General features: G+C 44.7%; 15 protein-coding genes. 9 read left to right on the top strand and 6 right to left on the bottom strand.

What is annotated here, in order from left to right; translation table 11 throughout:
• The first annotated feature begins 591 nt into the window (after positions 1 to 591).
• Entirely contained in the window at positions 592 to 3,237 is a 2,646-nt protein-coding gene (gene topA / locus Q0852_RS04295) for a type I DNA topoisomerase (RefSeq protein WP_299014370.1), read from the top strand.
• A gap of 39 nt (positions 3,238 to 3,276) precedes the next feature.
• Here the strand turns inward: topA and miaE are convergent, their stop codons facing one another.
• Together miaE and Q0852_RS04285 are read right to left on the bottom strand one after the other, a co-directional pair.
• Positions 3,277 to 4,059, bottom strand: a complete 783-nt coding sequence (gene miaE, locus Q0852_RS04290; protein ID WP_299014367.1) for a tRNA isopentenyl-2-thiomethyl-A-37 hydroxylase MiaE — start codon at positions 4,057 to 4,059, stop codon at positions 3,277 to 3,279.
• A 179-nt stretch (positions 4,060 to 4,238) separates the two neighbouring features.
• Entirely contained in the window at positions 4,239 to 5,000 is a 762-nt protein-coding gene (locus Q0852_RS04285; protein WP_299014364.1) for a DNA repair protein, read from the bottom strand.
• Positions 5,001 to 5,326: 326 nt separating this feature from the next.
• Between Q0852_RS04285 and cysB the strand changes: the two genes are divergently transcribed.
• The 3 genes from cysB to Q0852_RS04270 all read left to right on the top strand — a co-directional run bounded on the left by cysB (position 5,327) and on the right by Q0852_RS04270 (position 8,514).
• The gene (gene cysB / locus Q0852_RS04280) at positions 5,327 to 6,301 is read left to right on the top strand and encodes an HTH-type transcriptional regulator CysB (RefSeq protein ID WP_299014362.1); all 975 of its coding nucleotides are present in this window, start codon (positions 5,327 to 5,329) and stop codon (positions 6,299 to 6,301) included.
• A gap of 239 nt (positions 6,302 to 6,540) precedes the next feature.
• A complete protein-coding gene (locus tag Q0852_RS04275) occupies positions 6,541 to 7,740 on the top strand; it encodes a methyltransferase (protein WP_299014360.1) in 1,200 nt (399 codons plus the stop codon).
• Between the two features lie 63 nt (positions 7,741 to 7,803).
• The gene (locus Q0852_RS04270) at positions 7,804 to 8,514 is read left to right on the top strand and encodes a sulfite exporter TauE/SafE family protein (RefSeq protein WP_367278106.1); all 711 of its coding nucleotides are present in this window, start codon (positions 7,804 to 7,806) and stop codon (positions 8,512 to 8,514) included.
• A 64-nt stretch (positions 8,515 to 8,578) separates the two neighbouring features.
• Here the strand turns inward: Q0852_RS04270 and Q0852_RS04265 are convergent, their stop codons facing one another.
• From Q0852_RS04265 to tyrP, 3 genes are all read right to left on the bottom strand, one after another.
• The gene (locus tag Q0852_RS04265) at positions 8,579 to 10,546 is read right to left on the bottom strand and encodes an EAL domain-containing protein (RefSeq protein WP_299014356.1); all 1,968 of its coding nucleotides are present in this window, start codon (positions 10,544 to 10,546) and stop codon (positions 8,579 to 8,581) included.
• A gap of 247 nt (positions 10,547 to 10,793) precedes the next feature.
• A complete protein-coding gene (locus Q0852_RS04260) occupies positions 10,794 to 11,750 on the bottom strand; it encodes a DUF3943 domain-containing protein (RefSeq protein WP_299014354.1) in 957 nt (318 codons plus the stop codon).
• 153 nt (positions 11,751 to 11,903) lie between these two features.
• Complete coding sequence (tyrP, locus tag Q0852_RS04255; RefSeq protein WP_299014352.1) at positions 11,904 to 13,112, bottom strand: tyrosine transporter TyrP; 1,209 nt, start codon at positions 13,110 to 13,112, stop codon at positions 11,904 to 11,906.
• Positions 13,113 to 13,827: 715 nt separating this feature from the next.
• On the opposite strand from tyrP, the gene Q0852_RS04250 reads away from it, so the two are divergent.
• The 5 genes from Q0852_RS04250 to nudC are packed head-to-tail and all read left to right on the top strand — an operon-like array spanning position 13,828 to position 21,438.
• Positions 13,828 to 16,161: a hypothetical protein gene (locus tag Q0852_RS04250; RefSeq protein ID WP_299014349.1), complete on the top strand. Its 2,334-nt coding sequence runs from the start codon at positions 13,828 to 13,830 to the stop codon at positions 16,159 to 16,161.
• Entirely contained in the window at positions 16,146 to 18,512 is a 2,367-nt protein-coding gene (locus Q0852_RS04245) for a hypothetical protein (protein ID WP_299014346.1), read from the top strand. The genes Q0852_RS04250 and Q0852_RS04245 overlap by 16 nt, the downstream gene beginning before the upstream one ends.
• Entirely contained in the window at positions 18,512 to 19,063 is a 552-nt protein-coding gene (locus Q0852_RS04240; RefSeq protein ID WP_299014343.1) for a hypothetical protein, read from the top strand. Before Q0852_RS04245 ends, Q0852_RS04240 begins: the two co-directional genes overlap by 1 nt.
• Complete coding sequence (locus Q0852_RS04235) at positions 19,056 to 20,525, top strand: tyrosine-type recombinase/integrase (RefSeq protein ID WP_299014340.1); 1,470 nt, start codon at positions 19,056 to 19,058, stop codon at positions 20,523 to 20,525. Before Q0852_RS04240 ends, Q0852_RS04235 begins: the two co-directional genes overlap by 8 nt.
• Positions 20,518 to 21,438 (top strand): NAD(+) diphosphatase, encoded by a 921-nt coding sequence (gene nudC / locus Q0852_RS04230; RefSeq protein ID WP_299014336.1) that lies wholly within the window; start codon positions 20,518 to 20,520, stop codon positions 21,436 to 21,438. Before Q0852_RS04235 ends, nudC begins: the two co-directional genes overlap by 8 nt.
• Positions 21,439 to 21,473: 35 nt before the next feature.
• On the opposite strand, the gene Q0852_RS04225 is transcribed toward nudC, so the two are convergent.
• Entirely contained in the window at positions 21,474 to 21,800 is a 327-nt protein-coding gene (locus Q0852_RS04225) for a helix-turn-helix transcriptional regulator (protein WP_299014333.1), read from the bottom strand.
• Positions 21,801 to 22,074: the final 274 nt, after the last annotated feature.

The raw sequence follows: 22,074 nt of genomic DNA, 5'->3' as shown, positions 1-22,074 counted from the left end.
TAATTCATGGCTGGCGGTTGAAATCCGGAAGCGATGAAGGCAGTCAGTTTATTGAAGTTGGTACGATAAAACAAATCCTTGTTCGGGCTAAGGGCTTGACGGCCAAATTGATTAAAGAACGTGTGCTTTTGCTGCTAATGTGACCAAATTATGTGAGCGACGGCAAAAAATGATGGGTTTTAATAGTCAAAATGGGAAGGAGGTGGTAATGATTAGCGCCCTCAGCCACTTTACGACGATTAACAAGGTAAAGGCTGATGAGCTACAGTCGATAAGAGATGTTTTGTCTTAACCTACAATTAGCTTGTTATTAATTAGTTGTTAACAGGTGGGGAAGGGACGAGCAAACAGTTTGCTTTCGTTAAAAAGCAGTTGACCTTCTTGGATAGTAGCCCAATATGTAAATACCAATTAGATTAAGTAACTGCTTAACTTGCATTTGACCCGGTTTCGTCGGGAAATGCCTGCTGATTAGTTACTTAATCAGATTGGTATATTAGCTAGCGTTGCCGTGCCATTTTATGTTTTTAGCGAGCAACTATCTGTTTTTATTTTAAAGTTTTACGAGCACGAGGACGTAATAGAGTCATTATGGGTAAATCTCTCGTTATTGTGGAGTCCCCAGCCAAGGCGAAAACCATTAATAAGTACTTGGGTAAGGACTTCATCGTAAAGTCAAGCGTGGGTCACGTACGTGATTTGCCTACGGGTGCGCGTAGTACGGGTAAGAAGGCTGCGGCAACCTCGACGAAAGGGTTGAGTGCGGAAGAGAAAGCCCGTATTAAAAAAGAGAAAGAGCGTAAGGCGCTGATCGGAAAGATGGGTGTTAACCCGTATAACGATTGGGAAGCGCATTATGAGGTGCTTCCGGGCAAGGAAAAAGTAGTTAACGAACTACAGAAACTTGCGGCAGACGCAGACTTTGTTTATCTCGCAACTGATTTGGACCGCGAAGGAGAAGCTATTGCGTGGCACCTTCGTGAGATCATCGGCGGCGATGATGAACGTTACAAGCGAGTGGTTTTTAACGAGATCACCAAAAATGCAATTCAGCAGGCATTTGAGATGCCGGGTGAGTTGAATATCAATGGGGTCAACGCCCAGCAGGCTCGACGTTTCCTTGACCGTGTGGTTGGTTTCATGGTGTCGCCGCTTCTTTGGAAGAAGGTAGCCCGAGGCCTGTCAGCCGGTCGTGTTCAGTCCGTTGCCGTAAAACTTATCGTTGAGCGTGAGCGTGAGATCAAGGCATTTACCCCGGAAGAGTTCTGGGATATCCATGCTGATACGCAGACAGTGGGTAAAGATGCCCTGCGTCTGATGGTTGCTCAGCAGGCTGGTAAGGCATTCCGTCCGGTTAATGAAACCGAGACTATGGCAGCGAAAGCGCTGCTGGAGAAAGCTGCATACAAGGTTATTGATCGGGAAGACCGTCCGACCAGCAGTAAGCCGTCAGCACCTTATATCACCTCGACATTGCAGCAGGCGGCGAGTACACGCCTAGGCTATGGTGTTAAGCGTACCATGGGGCTGGCTCAGCGCCTGTATGAAGCTGGTTATATTACTTATATGCGTACCGACTCGACAAACCTGTCGAAAGAAGCGGTTGAGTCTGCGCGTGAATTTATTGGTAGTGAATACGGCGAGAACTATTTGCCGGCCAAGCCGAATGTCTATGGCAGTAAGGGCAATGCTCAGGAAGCGCACGAAGCGATCCGTCCATCCAGTGTTGAAGTGAAAGCTGAAAACCTTGAAGGAATGGATCAGGATGCGGTTAAGCTGTACGACTTGATCTGGCGCCAGTTTGTGGCTTGTCAGATGGTTCCGGCTAAATACGATTCAAGCACCATTACGGTTCAGGCTGGTGATTTTACGCTGAAAGCCAAAGGACGTACGATGCGCTTTGCTGGTTGGACTCATGTACAGCGTCCATCCGGTAAGAATGAAGATACGACGCTGCCTATGGTTCACGTTGGCGATAGCTTAACGCTAGAAGCACTTGAGCCTAAGCAGCACTTCACCAAGCCTCCAGCACGCTTTACAGAAGCTGCATTGGTTAAAGAGCTGGAGAAGAAGGGAATTGGCCGTCCGTCAACATATGCGTCAATCATCTCGACGATTCAGGATCGTGGTTATGTGCGTGTTGATCAACGTCGATTCTATGCTGAGAAAATGGGTGAAATCGTATCAGACCGTCTGGATGAGAGTTTCTCGGATCTGATGGACTACGACTTTACTGCTCGCATGGAAGGTAATCTGGATAAGATCGCCGACGGTGAAGTGAATTGGAAAAATGTTCTCGATCAGTTTTTCAATGATTTTACCGGTGAGCTTGAAAAAGCCGAGCTGGATGAAAATGAAGGCGGCATGAAGCCAAACAATATCGTGCTGACTGATATTGAGTGTCCGACTTGTAGTCGCCCTATGGGTATTCGTACTGCTTCGACCGGCGTGTTCCTGGGCTGTTCAGGTTATGCACTGTCACCGAAAGAGCGTTGTAAGACGACAATCAACCTTGGCGACGAGGAAGGTATTGTTAACGTTCTGGAAGAAGATGTTGAAACAGCTGCATTGCGTGCCAAGAAGCGTTGTCCGAAGTGTGATACGGCGATGGATGCTTACCTGATTGATCAGGAGCGCAAACTGCACGTTTGTGGTAATAACCCAAGCTGTGACGGTTACATCGTTGAAAAAGGTGAGTTCAAACTGAAAGGCTATGACGGCCCAGTTATCGAATGTGATAAATGTGGTTCGGACATGGAGCTGAAGAACGGCCGTTTCGGTAAGTATATGGGTTGTACTAACGATGAATGTAAGAACACCCGTAAGATCCTGAAGAATGGTGAAATTGCACCACCGAAAGAAGATCCGGTACATCTGCCTGAGCTGCCTTGTTCTCAGGATCCGGATGCTTACTTTGTTCTTCGTGATGGTGCATCAGGCCTGTTTATGGCAGCGAGCACGTTCCCTAAATCGCGTGAAACTCGTGCGCCATTGGTTGAAGAGCTGGTACGTTTTAAAGAGCGCCTGTCTCCGAAGTTCAAATATTTGGCAGAGGCACCAACAGAAGATCCGGATGGTCGCCCTACAGTAGTTCGTTTTAGTCGTAAGACTAAAGAAAACTACATCCGCTCAGAAATTGAAGGCAAGCCATCGGGTTGGACTGGGCTCTTCATTGACGGTAAGTGGGAAATTACTGACAAGCGTAAGAAGCCTAAGAAAGAGAAAGCTGAGAAATAATAAAAAACCGCCGAAAGGCGGTTTTTTTATGTGAGTCTATTAGGCTTTGGCCGGAACGCCGCAGTGGAAACGGAAGTTATCGTCTGAGCTGGTGATAAGTTCAGCTTCTCTGGCCCCAATGGCTTCAATCCTTTCTGCTATGTCTTTACCGGCAATTTGTTCGGCCAGGGTCAGGTAATCTTGATAGTGGCGTGCTTCTGAACGTAATAATGATATATAGAACTTCTTCAGTTCGTTATCAAGATAGGGAGCCAGTTTAGCAAACCGTTCACAGGAGCGGGCTTCGATATAGGCACCGATGATAAGCTTGTCGACCAGCGCTCCCGGCTCATGGGTGCGTACAATTTTCATTAATTCCCTGGCATAGCGACCCGCTTTCAGGTTGCTGTACGGGATAGCCCGTGATTCCATGATTTCCAGTACTTGTTCAAAGTGGTGGAATTCTTCTTTGATCAGGCGAACCATCTTGTTGATAAGCTCTTTGCCGAAAGGGAAATCATCACGTGGTGTCAGCTCTGCTGACAGTCCGTTTTTCTTATCGTGGAATAGAGTCGTATCTCGCACCTTGCCATAGACAAAATCTTCATAAGGCTTTGCCCACTCAAGCAATGTTTTGCCGCTATTGGCATCGACTGCGTATTTGCGGATCAGGTACATGGCTGTTTGGCTGGCTTTAAGTTCGCAGTTACAGTGATCGACAAGTAGTGCCGGCAGTTTTTCAGGCTTGCGTGCTTCTGCTATCCAGGAATCAGGAGTGTCGCATTGGAGGAACTGTTTGATTGGCGCTAACAACTCGTCAATCAGGTATTGATTGTCGTTCATGGGCTGAGTTCTGTTGAGTCTTGAATTTATTGTTGTTGGCTGGAAATGTAGCCTTGTGTAGTTTCTGAGTATAACAAACTGAGTTAATTGCGTTGCGGTGTAGGTTGCAGAGTGAATTTGAGCGCAGAAATAAAAAAAGCCGCATGAGCGGCCTTTTTGAATATTCGACTAAATAGAGGTTACCATTTACGTTTTGGCTGGAATAGAACATCCAGTTCATCTTGTTCTTTTTCGATAATTTGCTGGCGTTCTTGCTCCTGATTACGGCTCTGGCTGTTGTCAATTTCACTGAGCATTGCCTGTAGCTTATCTCGGGCTTGATTAGCGTAGTTATCGTTTTTACTCGCCAGTACGTCGATACCTTTTTTCAGCAACTGTTTTGCTGTACCCAGCTGTCGCTTGATACGGGCATCATTGGCACGTTTGATAACGTTTTCGATGTTGATGCGTAGCTGAATGCCTTCCAGGCGGGCATTTTCGGTTACGAAAGCCTGAGTTGGCATCCGTCCCTTGCTGTGTTCGTTTTTAATGACAGTTTTCAGCCGTTTGACCAGTTGTAGCATACCAATAGCTTGTTTATCGGTACTTGGTACTTTAAATGGGCTGACATCGGCGTCAGAATACGTTTCTTTAAGCTGGCGCATCTGTTCTGAAACATTTTTAATCCTGACCGGAAATGATTTATCCGATGGATCGGTATCTCTCATGCCTTCCAGAGCATGCAGTACACGTTGGTTCAGGCACACCAAAAGGTCCTTGCTGTAAGGTAGGTGATGGGCGTTACCGATCAGCTCCTCAGTTGCATCAATGATGGCAATGTATTTGGTTAGTTCTTGGTGCTTAGTGTTTTCGATACGCTGGCGGTACTGAATAATGATGTTGTAGCCAACGATCAGAATTAGCAGCAATGCAATGAGACCAATGATTAAAGGTATACTCATAAGATGCGTCTGTCTTCCGTCTTCCGTGGGTTTAGTCGAGCCATATAAGATACACTATCTGGTTAATGGGGTATAGCGGGAGTATTAATTTTGATATCTCTATCGATAAAAAGAATAAAGGGTATCGTGTTTTGTTGAACATCTGAAACATCTAGAAACATGGTTGTCCGCATCTTCTCCTCAGCTCACGCTTTCAAAATAAAAAAGCGTTAACGACTAGTAAATTAACAAAGAAATGCTATGAAAATAACAGGTTTCGATATATAACATGATGAAATACATGGTTGCACTGATATGATGTAACGGACTATAAGTTGGGCGGTACCATGAAATTACAACAGTTAAGGTATATTGTTGAGGTTGTGAATCATAACCTTAATGTTTCTTCTACAGCAGAGAGCTTATACACATCTCAACCCGGCATCAGCAAACAGGTACGTTTACTGGAAGATGAGCTGGGTATTCAGATTTTCGAGCGTAGCGGTAAGCACCTGACGAAAGTGACTCCGGCCGGGCAGGATATTGTGCGGATTTCCCGCGACATTTTGTCACGCGTCGAGAGTATTAAATCCGTCGCGGGTGAACATACCCATCCGGAGATGGGCACGCTGAACATTGCGACAACCCATACTCAAGCCCGTTATGCACTTCCACCTGTTATTCAGGGCTTTACTGCTCGTTATCCTAAAGTTTCGTTGCATATGCACCAGGGAACACCATCCCAGATAGCCGACGCAGTCGCTAAGGGAACGACGGACTTTGCCATTGCGACCGAGGCATTGCACTTGTATCAGGATATGATCATGCTGCCATGTTACCACTGGAACCGTTCTATTGTGGTTAAGGCTGATCACCCGCTTGCGAAGAAAGCAGAGATTACTATTCATGACTTGGCGGCGTATTCTCTGGTGACTTATGTCTTTGGTTTTACTGGTCGTTCTGAGCTGGATAGTGCCTTTAACCGTTCGGGCCTGACGCCGCGAATTGTCTTTACTGCTACTGATGCTGATGTGATTAAGACTTATGTGCGTTTGGGCATCGGAGTCGGCGTTATTGCAAGTATGGCAATGGATCCGGCTACTGACAGTGATTTGGTTGCCATTGATGCGAGCCATATTTTTGATGCCAGTACGACTAAGATCGGCTTTAAGAAAGGGACTTTTCTACGCTCTTACATGTATGACTTTATGGAGCGCTTTGCGCCACACCTGACGCGGAATGTGGTTGATCAGGCGGTTGCCCTGAAAAGCAATACAGAAATCGAGACGATGTTTGCCACCATGGATTTGCCGGTCAGATAATCGATTACATATCTTCACGAAAGGGCTGCTAATTGCAGCCCTTTCTGTTTGCTCTACATCTTACCTATCAGCATAAGCATTTGATCGTTTTTCCTGTGCAGCCATATTCACTTCATGGCTGAATACTTTCTTATCCTGGTTGATATATCTGTTGCCGGAGGGATAGGAATACTGGCAGCCCCTAGTATAAAATAGCCGGCTGTTTGTTGTAGTTACCTAACAATTTTAAGAGTAATGCCATGCCTGGGAATTTCCCGCAGTTTTATCGCCTTGATGAGTTATTGATAAAAAATATCGAGTTCTGGCAGTTCATGCCCTTTGCATCAGACCAGTTGGTCTGGGCGCAGAATAAGGCTGGGCTTTGTCAGTGGCTGTTGTCATTAAGTGATGAAGCCGTTGCGAACTATATCGAGGATGGTAAAGCTCTTGCGGATGCGCTTGCTGAGTGGATTCCTGATGCGCCAGAGCTTTATCAACTGTCTTTGGTTGAGGCTTATCCAATAGAAGACAAACCGTTACCTAAAGGTCTGGATGTTGGAATCCCTGGCCGTAAGTGGCAGCAAATTACAGCATTTAATGGTGCGATTCCGGTTCTACAGTTGCCTTGGTTAGAGTGGTGTGCGGGAAAAGGGCACCTCGGGCGGGTGTTGGCTGCGAGTCACAGGAAGCCGGTAACTAGCCTGGAGTGGCAAAAAACGTTGTGTGAAGAGGGGGAGTCTGCTGCTCGTCAGCTTCAGTTACCTATTCGTTTTGTCCATGGCGATGCTTTTGCTCCTGAAAGTGAACATCACATTTGTTCAGAGCAGCATGCGGTGGCCCTTCATGCTTGCGGCGATCTGCATGTATCTTTGCTGCAGCGTGTAGCGGCAAAGCAAGGTAAGGCGGTGACAATATCTCCATGTTGTTACCATTTGATACGCGATAAACACTATCAGCCGCTATCCCGCATTGGAAAGCAAAGTGATTTGGTGCTGAGTAAGCATGACCTTCGTTTGCCGTTGCAGGAAACCGTGACAGCCGGTGAGCGGGTGCGTCGTCAGCGCTTTGTCGAAGTGAGTTTCCGGCTTGGTTTTGACAGCCTGCAACGATATCTTCGTGGCTGTGATGAGTATATGCCCGTACCTAATGTCCAGAAAGTGTTATTAAATGAGGGTTTTGCTGTATTTTGCAAGTGGGCTGCAGAGAAAAAGGGGCTTACGTTGCCCGATGGTGTTGATTATGACAATTGGCAACGGCAGGGTGAGCAGCGTTTTCGCTTTGTTGAACGAATGGAGCTTGTGCGTCAGCTGTTCAGGCGGCCTTTGGAGATGTGGCTGGTTTATGATCGGGCATGTTACATGGAAGAGTTTGGTTATCAGGTTTCTGTCGGTACATTCTGTGCTAAGCCGATGACGCCGAGAAACATTTTGATCCATGCTCAGCGTAAGGAGCTGGACTGATTCACCGGATAACATGATTGTCTTGTTGATATAGTCGAGGGATTGATGGATATGGAGGCGCTAGTGTTTTGCAGCTTGGCATTAGCTGCCGGGTGCTTTGTGCAAAGTACGGTCGGTTTTGGGATGGCGATTGTTGCCGCTCCCATTGTCTACTTTTTTGAGCCTCGATTTGTGCCTGGTATGATTACCTTGGTTGGCTTGGTATTGTCTCTCATCAATATGTGGCAATACCGTAGGATGCTGTCAGTGAAAGGGCTGACAGCGGCGTTTATCGGGCGGGTGCCGGGTACGATCGCGGCGGGAATGTTGTTGCTCTATATTACAGCTGACTCACTTGCATTAGTGTTGGGCGCAGGTGTGCTGCTGGCGGTGGTCATTAGTCTAATGAAGGTCAGGATCCGGCCTACACCAAAAGCGTTATTCTGGGCTGGGTTTGTATCCGGATTGATGGGAACCAGCACCAGCATCGGTGGCCCGCCGATGGCGTTGGTGTTGCAACATGCCGAAGCTGGTAAGCTGCGTGCTAACCTTGCAGGGTATTTTGCTTTTAGTTGCGTGTTATCACTGATGGCATTGACAGCAACAGGGCATTTTAGTTGGTGGCATTTTAAATACGGTGTGATGATCCTGCCTGCACCAATTTTGGCGACTTGGTTGGCTTACCGGATCCAAGACAAGATCAAGGCGGAGTGGTTACGCTACGCATTGTTGGTGCTTTGTTCCGTTTCCGGTGTGATTGCTATTTTGCGGGGGGTTAGCAACCACTCTGCCTAAATTTCTCTGAAAGCCTGAGTTATTCTGAAAGAAAAGTGGCCTCTGCTGAGGCCATTTTTCATGATCATGCCGGGTTGTCCGGGATATCGTTAAGTAAGCTGAAGTTTCTTTCTTCAAGTTCATAACTGGGTAGCGGCCTGCCGAGGTAGAAGCCCTGGCAGAAATCGAAATTGCATGCCTGGAGGTATTTCAACTGGCTGAGGGTTTCCACCCCTTCAGCAACAACTTTTAAGTCCAGCTTTTCACAAATAGCCTGAGTAGCTTCGATAATCGCCTGGCTGCCTTTATGTTCCCCCTGAACAAAACTTCTATCCAGTTTCACTGTACTGATCGGGAGATCCTGTAACTGAGAAAGCGAGGAGTAACCTGTGCCGAAATCATCTAGGTAGAGCTCAATACCCAGGGCGTCGAGATCTTTTAGGCATTGCTTGGCCTCGTCGTACTCTTGCAACATAGTCGACTCGGTTAACTCAAGTGCCAGTTGCTTAGGGTCAATATCAAATATCTGAATCACCTGTTCAATGCTGTTGGCTAGACTCGATTGTAATTGCGCCCGCGACAGGTTAATACTCATGACAAAGTTCTGGTCATATTTTTTCTGCCAGGAGGCCAATTGCTGACAGGCAGTCTTGATGATCCAGTGTCCTAACGGGACAATTTGTCCTGTTTCCTCAGCTAACGGAATAAATTCAGCAGGAGAAACATGACCGAGTTCTTCATTGTGCCAGCGAATTAGTGCTTCAAAGCCCTTCAGTTTACGGTTTTTCAGATCGACAATTGGCTGGTAGTAGAGTTCAAAAGCATCTTCCTCCAGTGCCATCGTCATATGGTGGCGCAGGATCATTTTACGATAGAGTGCATCGGCCATATCTGGTGAAAAACGGTGGCTGCGGTTACGGCCGCGTAGTTTTGCGCGGTGCATTGCCATGTCAGCCTGGGTGATCAAGGTTTCAATGTCCTTGGCATCATCCGGAAAACTGGCAATACCGATACTGCAGCCGATCGACAGTTCACCAACTTCTTTAAGGTGAAATGGCTTGTTGAGCGCAGCAATGATGTCCTTGGCAAAATGGGCCGGATTCGTCATGTTGCGCTGCTCAATTTGAATGATGAACTCGTCACCACCAAATCGTGCCAGTAATCCTTTGAATTTCACGCACTCTTGCAAGCGGATAGCAATCGCCCGCAGCAGCTTGTCACCAATGGCGTGGCCATAGGTATCATTGACCAGCTTGAAGCCATCAACATCAAGGAAGAACAGGTTGTAGTGTTGCTGGTTGTGCTGATTTTCTGTGATGGCATTGCTAATGCCACGTCGGTTAAGCAGCCCGGTCAGAAAGTCATGTTCAGCATTATATTTGGCGGTATGGAGCTGTTCTTTCTCCTGACTGATATTGACCAGATTCAGTAAAAGTTGCTGTTTGTCATATAGCCACTTGCCATCAATATCGAACCAATAATGACTTTTTCCTGTCCAGCACAGCTTTTTCTGATGGAGTGTGCCGTAGCGCCTGGCTTCATTAATCCAGTTTTGTGCTTGCGTGATGTCACCGAGAAAATTCGCAAGATCGTTTAAGTGTGAGCCGAATGAATGGCTGAATGCTTTATTGGCGCTGATCAAGTCACCTTCAGCAGAGAACAGCAATGCAAGGTTGGAACAACCGGAAAAGGCCAGATCGCGGCGTAAGCTCGATTCTTCAGAGACGACTTCGACGAGCATGGCTGTACTACCGTCAGGAAGTGGGATACCGGAAAAATGGCAAAGCGCTTTTTTCAGCGTGTTATTAGGCGAGAAGTACCACCAGGTTTTGATGGCATTCCCGCTTTGAAATCGCTTCTGGTAATCATCGAGCATGGCACTAACTGCTTCTGACATGTCTGCGCCGAGATCTCGTGAGGTAAGTTCTTCAATTGTCGAGGCTTCCCAGAGAGGTAATGAGGCAGAGTTGGCCCAAATGATTTTTTTACGATGGATATCGTAAACCCAGACAGGCGACTGAAGGCGGTTAAAAAGTGAGAAGGTATGGTCCATTGCCGATGTGTGCAATTTTATTTTGAGAATTATGATTAGCAGGCTAGCTTAAAAAGCAATATATAAATATGAGCCAAGTGGGAATTCGTGAGGCTGGTTCACTAATTAAGGGAATGGTCATACAAACGGAAAGGTGTTAACTATCTAGAATGATTGGGATTTGTTCATTAGCATAATACTAAGCTGAATAATTTCTAGATGTTTGAGAGGGTTTTAGGAGTATTTAGCTTGATGATGTTGTAATTGGTTAGTTAAGTTTCAATTGGACTTGTAAGCCAACAAACAGGTGATCATAGTTGGCACCGGCATTCAATGCAAAGCTGGCAGCATCGGTATTGCCGAACCACGGGGTGTAGGTCAGGCTGACATCAGTATCACCTTCCCACCAGTTCGTCATCCAGTAATGGATGTGGCCAACGGGGTTGAGGAAGAACAGGCTGACATCGCCAAGGGTTTTTGAACCCATGACTTTACCACCGTTTGAAGTGATATCGGCTTCGGCCAGAAACATCCATTCACCCACCGCGGCACCAAATAACGGGGTGACGATAACATCCTGAATGGAAGGAACTTCGGCAAATGCTTCGACTCCGTATTCCCAGAAAAATGTCGACATCGTTGCTGAGTATAAAAATGAATCCCACTCATTAAAACCGGCATGGCGTGCCGCTGTATAGTAAACTCCGCCAAAATAAGGGTGCATTATATAGTTCAGGTAATGCGCATCTTGATCCCATACAGGTCCTTCAGTGATATTATCCCACCAATTTTGACCAAGGTTACTTAAGTTACGATCTTCTTCATCCCAGTTAGTGACGCTTTCAGGTAATAAAGTCATCATGCCGATAGTGGCCAGGCTGAGACCAAAAATGGTGTAGGACTGTCCGATAAGGTAATCCCAGTCTTTCTCCTGTGCAACAGAAAGGTGCATTGGGAGAGTATTAATTGACTGTGTTTTGTTTGGTTCAGGTGTCGATATGCTTGTTGAGTTGGGATGATGTACCTGGCTGGCATGGTTGTTTAGGAATGTGGTTTGGCTATAGGTATTGTTGGTGGTTATAACATCATTCCAGGCAATAGCCGGGGGGCTGAGCGAGCAGCCAAGGACAATGGATGATAAAACAGTAGTGCGCAAGTTACGCTCCGAAATATAACAATAACAGAACAGGATACGGAATACTGGGAGTATCTCTGAAATAAACATGAATTCCTAGCCTGAAATTGAAAAGTTCATGTTAAAACTTGTATTTTAGTGGTGGATTGACGAATTTTCGTTTCTGTTTTGAGTTTTTTAGCTCAACATAGAATAAAGGCTTGCATATGCAAGCCTTTTTGTAATTTAGATGAGAGGTATGTGTTAGCCGACGGCAGGAATAATCCCGGCCATTTGCAGGAACTGGGCGGTAATAATCATGATACCTAAGGCACCAGCTGTAACCAGTGCCGGTGTTCCGCCACTGACTTTGTAGCCATTACAGTCTGCCGGACGTTGGCGACGTTGAGCCTTAACCATTGCGACTGGTAGGAAAATAGCAAGGATAACCAGTGCGATTGCTGCGAAGCCAAGAGCCATAATGAAGCCTTGAGGGTAAAACAGAGCAAAACAAAGTGGTGGAACAAAAGTCACCAAAGCAGTTTGGACACGGCCTTTGGCCTGGTTGTCACGTTTCAGGGTATCAGACAGGAAGTCAAACAGGCCCAGACTTACCCCGAGGAACGAGGTTGCCAACGCCAAATCAGCAAAGATAGAAACAGACTGACTGACCATTGGATTGTGTAGCATATTGCTCAGTGTTGCAATGAAAGCGCCTAGGGTAGTACTAGCCATAAGATCTGGTTGGCTAAGCACCCCTTGGCTGGCAATCTGCCAAACGACATAGATCATCAGAGGTGTGGCAGAGCCGATGAGTATAATTTTGCGTAGTGCTTTCATGTCCAGCCCGACGTAGCGAACAATAGATGGAATGCTGCCGTGGAAACCGAATGAGGTAAAGATTACCGGCAAAGCAGAAAGAAGCAGTCCTTTTTCTACTGGCATTTCAATAAGGTGAGCTCCTTGTACATGCGGAGCCAGCAGGCACAGCATGACAGTCAGCGCAATAATCTTCAGGCCAAAGAGAACGCGGTTAACCATATCAACAGAGTGGGTGCCGACAGAAACCACCGATGCAATCATCAGGGTAAAGAAAATGGTGCCGGTTTGCGGGCCGACGTTAAGCCCCATCCAGTTATTCAGTTTGTCGTTAAGTTGCGAGCCACCACCGGCAATGTATGCGGCACATAACGAGTAGAAAAGGAACATCATGGCGAAGCTGGCAATCAGTTGTCCTTTTTTACCTAATAGCTGGTGGGCAAGGGTATGTAAGGTTGCATCTTTGTCAGCGTGCTGGTGGATTTCCAGCATTAGCAGCGCGGTGTAGTTCATCAGCGCCCAGATCCCGAACATAGTCAGTGTTGCTGTGGCAAAGCCTAAACCGGCAGAAGCCAGTGGAAGTGCCAACATACCGGCACCAATGGTTGTTCCGGCAATGATCAGTGTGCTGCCGAAAGTTTTGTTCATACTCATTCTATTTGTTGCTCCCAAATATTTGTGTTTGCTGTCGTTATGCGTTGTGGGAGAGGTTGGCAATATGAAAGGACGCCGACCTGTGGTCTATCTCCCTGAGAAGGAAATGGCCACAATGGCGAAATCGAGATGAATACTTGTTACTGAGTGGTAACTTATCTTTACACCTGATCGAGCCATTGTGGCTATCGATAGCAGGTGTAGCTGAAGTGAGTTTTCACGTGAGTTTACCTTTTCTTTAGTTCTAGTGCCTACGAATACATCATTCAGTGATGATTGCGACTGTCAGCTACCTTAAAGGTAGTTTTCTTGACTGTCAACTATTGCGTTTTGGTGTAAACCTGGGTTTACATCTTACTGGTATGGATGGATTGGGTTTGTTTGAACGCTAAGCTTTTGTAGGCATAGCCGCGGCGGTATTAATCTGTTACTGCTGCAAGAAATTGGTATAAGGTGTATAGAAAGCAATTAATTATGTCAATGAAAGGGGAAGCAAGTTGCAAGTAGCAATGATCAGTACCGGGGAAGAAGTATTGCATGGCGAAATTTGCGTTTCCTCAACAAGACCTTTTTATCAATTTTCTTAGATGTCCCGCCCTGCCTGTGCTTTAAGTAAAAAAAGCCTCTCAAAACGCATTTAAAAAATTGACAATTATCAGATAGCCACCAATACTGCGTGCATATTCAATGTGTGCGTTGTTGCATGGGAGGCGGAGTGATTCATCTAAAGTATTTAAACAATTATCCCTTAACGTTTTTGGAGCCAGCGATAGATGAGTTGTTACGCTCAATAAATCCTCCTTCCCAACAAGGCAGAGCCTCATTACTTGCTACTCCGTTAAATGCTTTTCTTCATATAACTTCCACGAAATTTAAGTTTATCAGTACCAATGACGCAAAATTTACTGAACATGTTCTGAAGGGGTTTGTTGGCTTTATCTATACGGAACTTAGCTCTTCGGTAAATCATAAATATGCCTTAGCAAGGTTTGCTATGCGGATTCCTTTTGTAAACCTGCCGTTTAAATTCTCAAAAGTTGGTGTATCGGTTGATGCGCAGCTTGCGGTTGATTACTACAAGAAAAACTTCAATGTTGACGAACAAGTGCGACTTTTTTATCAAGGTTGGTTTGTAGAAGCCAAAGATGGCAAAACGGCTTTCCTTGACTTGTCATCGATATATTTTAGTTATGACGAAATGCTCACAACGCAAATCTATGAGGCAGTAAAACGGTATGCTATAAAAGAAGCTCATGCGACCCTTGGAACTAATATAAAATCTCTTGTCTACATCATTAACAAGCTTCCTATTGTTGCCAGTGATAGTCACACTTTTCATGATGTAATGTCATCCAAAAATATCAATAAGACCATAAGTTGTATTTATTCACTATGCTTAAATGATGCTGTGCAGTCTGAAAATTGCCTGAAAACATTTCATACGCTGTGGAGAACAGCGCTTACTGGATTCACTGAGATATTTGTTAAGAGTGGGCTTGTCGGAAAGCCCCGCTATGAACTGTTTGCGCCAGAATTCAAGACCTCTGGGCAACAGGTAACATCAAAAACAAAAAATCAGAAAGATAAGAATGGTAATGCATTCAATAAAAAACTGATTACCCCCATCCCTCTGTCTTATAGTGATTCAGCAGCAAAAGAACTTATTTTTGAGTCAATAAAGGATGATATCAAACACGTCACATTTCATTGTCGCACGATTTGGAATGAGACGATGAAAAACTTCGATAATTTCAAGACACTTGCAGAAAGAGGACAGGTGAGGCCAGTATTAGTGGGCTGTGGGGATAGAAATCCTGTTGATATGACCCAAATGGAAAATGTTTGCGCCAGTTTTAAACACTACGGCTTCAGACGCAGAGAACAAGGTGTAGGTGATTATGCTAAATGGCTAACAGGTAATAAAGCGGCTAGATCCAGCGATTTCACACAGTTATTTGCGCTTCCAACAGTCACCATCATGCAGGTGTTTTGTTTCTTACTTATCGAGATGCATCCATGCATCACTCCGTCTTGGCTTGAAAGTTGGGACTTGTACGATGACAAAGGCAACCTCTGTGGCTACAGGGAAGTAAATGGTGTGTGGATTGCACTTAGTAAAAAGGAGCGTAAAGGAAAAAAACTGGCGCAGCAGCAAGTGGAACTTAATGTTGAGTCAAAGAAGCTGATAGATGAATACCTTGAGCTGACACAACAGCTTAGAACTCAGCTTAAACAAGAATCTAATGACAGCTTTAGAAAAATGCTGATCTCGGCTGAGACTATTTCCAGTGGAGCGCAAACCTACAGCGCAAATAATAAAAAAACTAAAGAGCTAATTAAGAAGTTGTCTGAAGCTTCAGAGCATAAAACAGAAACGCTTGCGATCAGTATATCTAAAAACCTAACTCACGCCAGAATGCGCTCAGCGGTGGGTGTCCGTGTTTATTTTGAAACTCAGAGTGTCCATGCAATGGCAGATGCATTGGGGCATGAAAAGTATCGTGCTGACCAGATTAGTAGGTATTTACCAAAAACGCTGTGGGATTACTTTACCAACCGTTGGATTCGTCAGTTCCAAAACGCGATTGTGTATGAAGCCATGAAGGACTCCCCCTACCTGTTTGATGCAATAGATCTTCAACCAGACGAGTTGGAACACTTTTTGGGTAACCATGGTCTTGGAGAACTACCTCATCATATTTGGACTGGTAAAAAGAAAGCGGAGGACATTGCAAACGACGAGGTGTGTGATTTTGATGACGGTATTTTCCTAATATCCACTTCCCTATTGCAGCTTTTCATGGCACTGGTCGCAACCGTGGATACTATATCGGACGAAACGAAGCTGACTAAGTTTGCTAAAGATTGGTACGAGGCCGCTAAGTTTGTATTGTCACACATTTCTTTAGCGCTTGAAAACCGCAAAGGTAACAGTTTTGGCAATGCTGAGTTAATCAGTGATGAGATCAGGGATATGTACCATACTGCAACAAATAACCCACTGAATTCTGAGCTTATCGAGGGAGTCATCCTATGTCAGTCAGCTTAATTGTTGATAACACGAAACTGAAAGCACAGATCCTTTCGGGTGAAAAGCACATGGCTAATTTCACGAAAGAAGAGTCTGCGGCTTTTGTGCAGATTGTTGCTAACATGCCCATACATGAGCAACTGGCTGTGACATCCAAGGCTGCCACCCCAATTCAGTCCGTGTTCGGCTATGATGAGTATCCCCCCGATTGGTTTGCCGATGGTACTGAATTTGAACATGATATTTGGAAAATTAAAGTGGGTGGAAAGTCACTCACTATTGATTTTAATGTCCCACTTAATGATGGCAGAACACTGATATCAGTCAAGCAAAGACCATTACTCAATACATTTAAGTGTTGGCTTATACAGGCGGGGAACCCGTTATTAAATGGTGGTAAATTGTTAAAACCTAATACCACCTATAGACAGATTAGAGAACGATTATGGCTAATTGATGCGATATTGCTCCGCGCTGCGGATATCAATCTTGCAGAGCGGCATATGCTTGCAGTCAATAGCGATTTTGTTCAAGACCTGCTCGTACAGTATGTGGAAGGAGGGGTGTCTCAACTCTACCGTTATAAAAAAAAGACTCGTGATTATCTCTTGGAAAAAATCGAAACGGTGTCTGATGCGGCTGCTACAATATTTGCCGAGCAGTTCCCATACGTCACGCGGATTATTCATGAATATGAAAATGAACTCTTTCTGACAGAAGCTCAAATCGTCAAGGCGTGTTGTTTTTTGCATAGTGAGGGGGCTTATGTAAAAGGCAAAAGTCGATTCCCGACACCTAACGCTAAATACTTCATAAATATTTTTTACAAACAGCAAACCCTCTATGGAGAATCAACAAAGCCACCGCAGATTAATTCCTTAGCGATATTTCCAGAAGAAAGCTCGACGGAATACTGTCCTGTCCCTGTGTCCGATAATGAAACTAGTGGGGTAGGAGAAAAAGGTTTAGGTTTTGTTCTTACAGCATTTAAAGGATTAGGGCATATCGGCGTTGATAATGTGAGCCTTTGTTCTGATAAGACTTTCGATGACATCAACGTAAAAACTATTAGTGAACTGGTTATTGTGCGCAACTCTGGGCGTTTTACTACGCTACCTGCAGATATTGTGTTTTCAGCTATGGCCGAAGCTTTCGATTTCTGTTTTAAGTACGCTGATGCCTTACTCGCTTCCATGCATCAAGTCTTGAAGCATCTACCGAAGGAAAAGCAAAAAAGAGCATCAAGGACAGAACAAAGAGTTGTTGCGCACTACAAGGACAAGGGGTTCTTAGAGCATGTCTCACCTCAATTGATTGAATTAGGCGTTTGCCAATGGGCAGTAGGCGGAAAAGCCCCTGACCGATTTGAATTGCGCAGACAGAACCATGGCTTTGTGGATTTGTACTATGTGCTTATGGGAAGTATTCAGTTAATTACTGGTGCAACCATGGCGAGACGGATTGGAGAGTTGATGGATTTACATCCTACCAATTGTCTTTTGCCGTCTGATGTAGACCCGAATTTAAAATCCTCTAAAAAGGTGGAATTTGACCTGATTTTTGACAATAGAAAATCAGGGGTTGGTGGTGACGAAGCCCTGCGTGAAACCCTTTCAAGGCCAATCCTTCGTAGTGTGGCGGGTCTGCTATACAAGCTTGAAAAATTTAACGAAAAATTGATTAAAGATAAGCAAGTCAGCAAGAAAGAAGCAACATTGTTTTCTTTTGTTGATCAACAGGTAGTAACGCTTATAGGCATTAAAGTGTCGAGTTATAACACCTGCCTTGATGCTTTTTGTGATTACTTTGAATTGCCTACGATGCAGTATGCTGAAGGAGATGTGCGTCGCTACTATATTCGACAACATCAGCTGAGACGCTTTTTTGCGATGGTCTTCTTCTGGAAACTCGGCTCTTCTAGCCTGGAAATCCTTCGTCACTTTCTCGGCCATACAGACACAGAACACCTATATCACTACGTGACCGAAGGCCTAAAGGGAGAAGTGTTGGCTGGTGTGAAAGCTCGATGTATCCGTGAGGGGTTAACGAATAACGATATCGAAAACATCGATAAGTTAACGCCCATATTGAAAGAACGCTATGGTGTGGATTACCTGAAGCTTAGGGGCTACCGTGAAGTTTTGTCTGACTATGAGCACTATGACGAAGATGAAGCTCAGTTTTCGCCCCCACTAGAGCAGATTCAGGAACAGTTTGAACAAGATAAGATTGATTTTGAAAAAGACATTACTCAGTTGCTGTTAGATGGAATTATCGAACTGGAACCCGAATTCTTTACTGTCAAAGACGAAAACGGCACTGTCATTACAGACTACAAGTTGATCTTGCGCGTTACGGAAGAATTCTGATGACCGAAATGAAAAAAAAAGAACAAAATCAGCAGTCTGTACTGAATGTGATGTCATTTCTAAATGACATCATTCAAGCACCTGCCGACTTTACTACAGATGAAACGCTGCGGAGTGTCTTAAAGAGCCAAGGTGCTCTTGCTAAGTATGACAATGCAAAATATGGAATAACACCTTGCTCAAAAAACACACAAGAATCAAATGCTGATGAGGTGTTGGAAGGTGGCTACGATGCTCTCAATGCGAGAAGGAAACTTGCATTAGAGGCATTAAAAGATGAGAGTGGCAAAGGAGAAAAGCCTAATAGAACAACAAAAAAGGGCTTAGAACTGACTGTGAAAGAATTAGATCGAAAGATTGAAATTCTAGAAAAGCACAACCTCATGCTGACAGCTCTGTTATCTAGTATCAAAGACACCGCAAGTAACTATGCCATAAGGTCTGGAAATAGCCAATTACAGGCGGACTGGGTTGAACAACGTAAAAAAATCAGCGCGATAGTCAGCTTTATCAACAATAAGGCACTATTAAAGGAGTTGTCGGATGGCTAATAAGGGACAGCTCTATAATATTATCGATTCTGAGTTTGAATTGTGGTCTGCATACTCAACAGAACGGAAAAATAACCTCATCACAAAAGATGCGTCAGGTATCCCTTTTATTCGATACCCAGATGGCATTCCTTGCACAGAAGCCAATATTTATATGTTGGGGTGTTATAATCGCTCATTATCGCGAAAGGTTGACGGGGGGACGCTGAAAACCTATGCCTCAAACATATCTCACTTGATCCGTTTCTGTTACAAAAATGACTGGGCGTTTACTGCATTAAGTGATGATCGATTCGAACTCTTTATCCGTGGTTTGCAAGCGGAAATAGACAAGTTTGGCAATAGGGTGAGAGGAGTTAATCAGGTTATCAAGATTGGCCGAGCCTGTATTGAATTTATAACGACTGTCGCTGATTTTCATGCCCACGAAACCTTGGTTGGTGAAGAGGACTTTAATGCTATTAAAATTGAAAAAAAGGAAGTCAAAAGATTTGTCGAAGGGATGAAAAAGCCTAAGATAGAGTTTTATTATCACCACAGTTCATTTCCAAAGCCTGACTCTGAAAATAAACGACTCCCTATTTCTCACACCGCTGCTGTCGCCATCAAGGCGCAAATCAACAAACACAATAACCCTGATATTAAACAACGTGACACTATGATCTACCAGACGTTAGAGCAGACTGGTGCAAGACGTACCGAGGTCATGCTTTTACACGTTGATGATGTCAAGGCTGCGCTACAAGAGGCCAAGGAAAGTAAGAGTGACACTGTTAGTTTGCAGTTTACTACGCTTAAACGGAAGACTGATCACACACGCAAAGTTCCCGTTTCAGTGACGTACCTGCATAACCTGAGAGACTATATAACTAAAGTTCGGCGTAAGGTCATTAAGCGGTCAATTGGTGTGCAAAACGATCATGGGTTTGTGTTTATTAGTGTTGGAGAGAAACATGTTCAAGAGGGGAACCCCCTAGGCTCAAATACCCTTAGTACCTACTTTAATAGGTATAAACATGCAGCCGGCATCAAAGAAGGTGCCTTTGCACACCTTATCCGCCATGCTTATCTTACCGAGCGAATGAAACAGGTCATCCTAGAGCACAAGTTTAACAATAAGGATGAATTTAAAAGGGCCTTGCTCAACACCGAGCAATTTAAAATGAAGCTACAACAGTGGTCTGGTCATACCCAGTTAGCCTCTCTTGATACATACATAAACCTTGCATTCGCAGATTTGGCTGGGGTTAGGAAGACATACAATGCAATATCTTTAAAATCAGCAGTCGATGTAGTTAAAAATGAGATTAATGTCATGAAGGCTGATCTGAAGGACTCTAGGATGACAGCAACCGAAACCCTTGAAAAGATGAGTTCACTCTTAAACGCATTTGAAATGGATATTGACCGCGCCATCAAGGTAGACCAAGAAAATGAGAAGGAACAAGCAGCCCATGCTTAGATTTTCTGCGATGACACTAGATAGATACTCGACTCAACGAAAAGACAGTTCTTGGGTTAAAGGTCAAATGCTGAATGCTGGTTTTCTCATCCTCTGTGAGGATAAAAACCTTGTATGCCGAGACTCATACCAGCCGATCTTCTTTAGCTATGAACAAATCCTTTCGTTTTCTCTGGCAGGTTCAGAAATGGTCTTTTTGGGGGGGCAGTCCGGTCAATCTGTGTTCGCAGTTGATATCAGTGGTGCTGGTATGGTCGATGCCAGACAATTTTCAGATTCAGGACAATGGAGTGAGTTACGGCAAATAGCCCCACAGTTAGATAACGGTACAGCTTCCGTTTTGATGTTGAGCCGAGGGTTATGTCATTGGCATAGAAATAATCGCTTTTGTGGCCGCTGTGGACACCCTACACGGCCCATTGAGGCCGGACACTCCATTATTTGTTCTAACGCTGTCTGTGGCTACCAGACTTTCCCTAGAACCGATTCTGCGGTCATCATGATCGTGACGAAGCAGTTTGACGATGGTGTCGAAAGGATTTTGTTGGGTAGGCAGCGAAGCTGGGTTAAAGGTGTTTATTCTTGTCTCGCCGGGTACGTTGACCAAGGTGAAACGCTTGAGCAGGCAGTTAGGCGTGAAGTGTTTGAAGAGTCAGGAATTATTGTTGGTGATGTTAAGTATATAGCTTCACAGCCTTGGTTATTCCCATCCAGCTTGATGCTTGGTTTTACGGCCATTGCTGAGACTGACCAAATTAATGTTGATAAAGATGAAATAGAGTCAGCGGAGTGGTTCTCTCGTGATGAACTAGTGCGATTTGCTGAATATGGTGATGACGTTGATGGCTTCAAATTGCCTCGTCAGGATTCGATTTCCAGTTTTTTGATGGCGCAATGGTTAAATAAAAATTAAATATAATGATGGCATATTTGAGTTAATTCCATTCACTATGAATCTTGAGTGGGCTTTTTCTGTGCTGTTAATTTTTCAATAAGCTCAACGCGTTCTTTTTCAGTTAACTGGCTAATCAAGCACGCCAGCTCAGCACTTACTTCATCTTCACAAAAAAAGTAATTCAAAGGTACGCCAAGCTCATCAGCCATTCTCTGAAGTGTGCTGATGTCTGGTGTATGTCTTCCCTTCTCATAGTGGTTCATACGACCACTTGCTGAGCTTGGCTCCATGCCGATGCGAACACCCAGATCCTTTTGAGTGATACCAGCTTTTTTGCGCGCTTCTTTGAGGCGCGTTGGGATTGGGTTTTCTCTTGCCACTGAGTTTTCATTTGGTAGGACCTGAATATCTTAGATTGTCTAAGTTTTACTGATTTCTGTATACTTAGCAATCCTAAGTTTTATGATGTCAGGTGTCTAAAGTGTCTAAAGTGTCTAAAATTGTGGCGTTGAATGAACATATCTACAACCTGTTGATCGAAAAGGATTTGGATCATTTTACCGTTACTGAGCTCAGGGTGCGTATTTCGGCTGACGTGACCACTGATTTCGTTTTTATTCGACCACCTTTTTCAGCTCCTCTTTTCTCTTCCTA

The sequence above is a fragment of the uncultured Photobacterium sp. genome (assembly GCF_947502415.1).
Classification (GTDB): domain Bacteria; phylum Pseudomonadota; class Gammaproteobacteria; order Enterobacterales; family Vibrionaceae; genus Photobacterium.
This window is presented reverse-complemented; position numbering and strand designations above follow the sequence as displayed.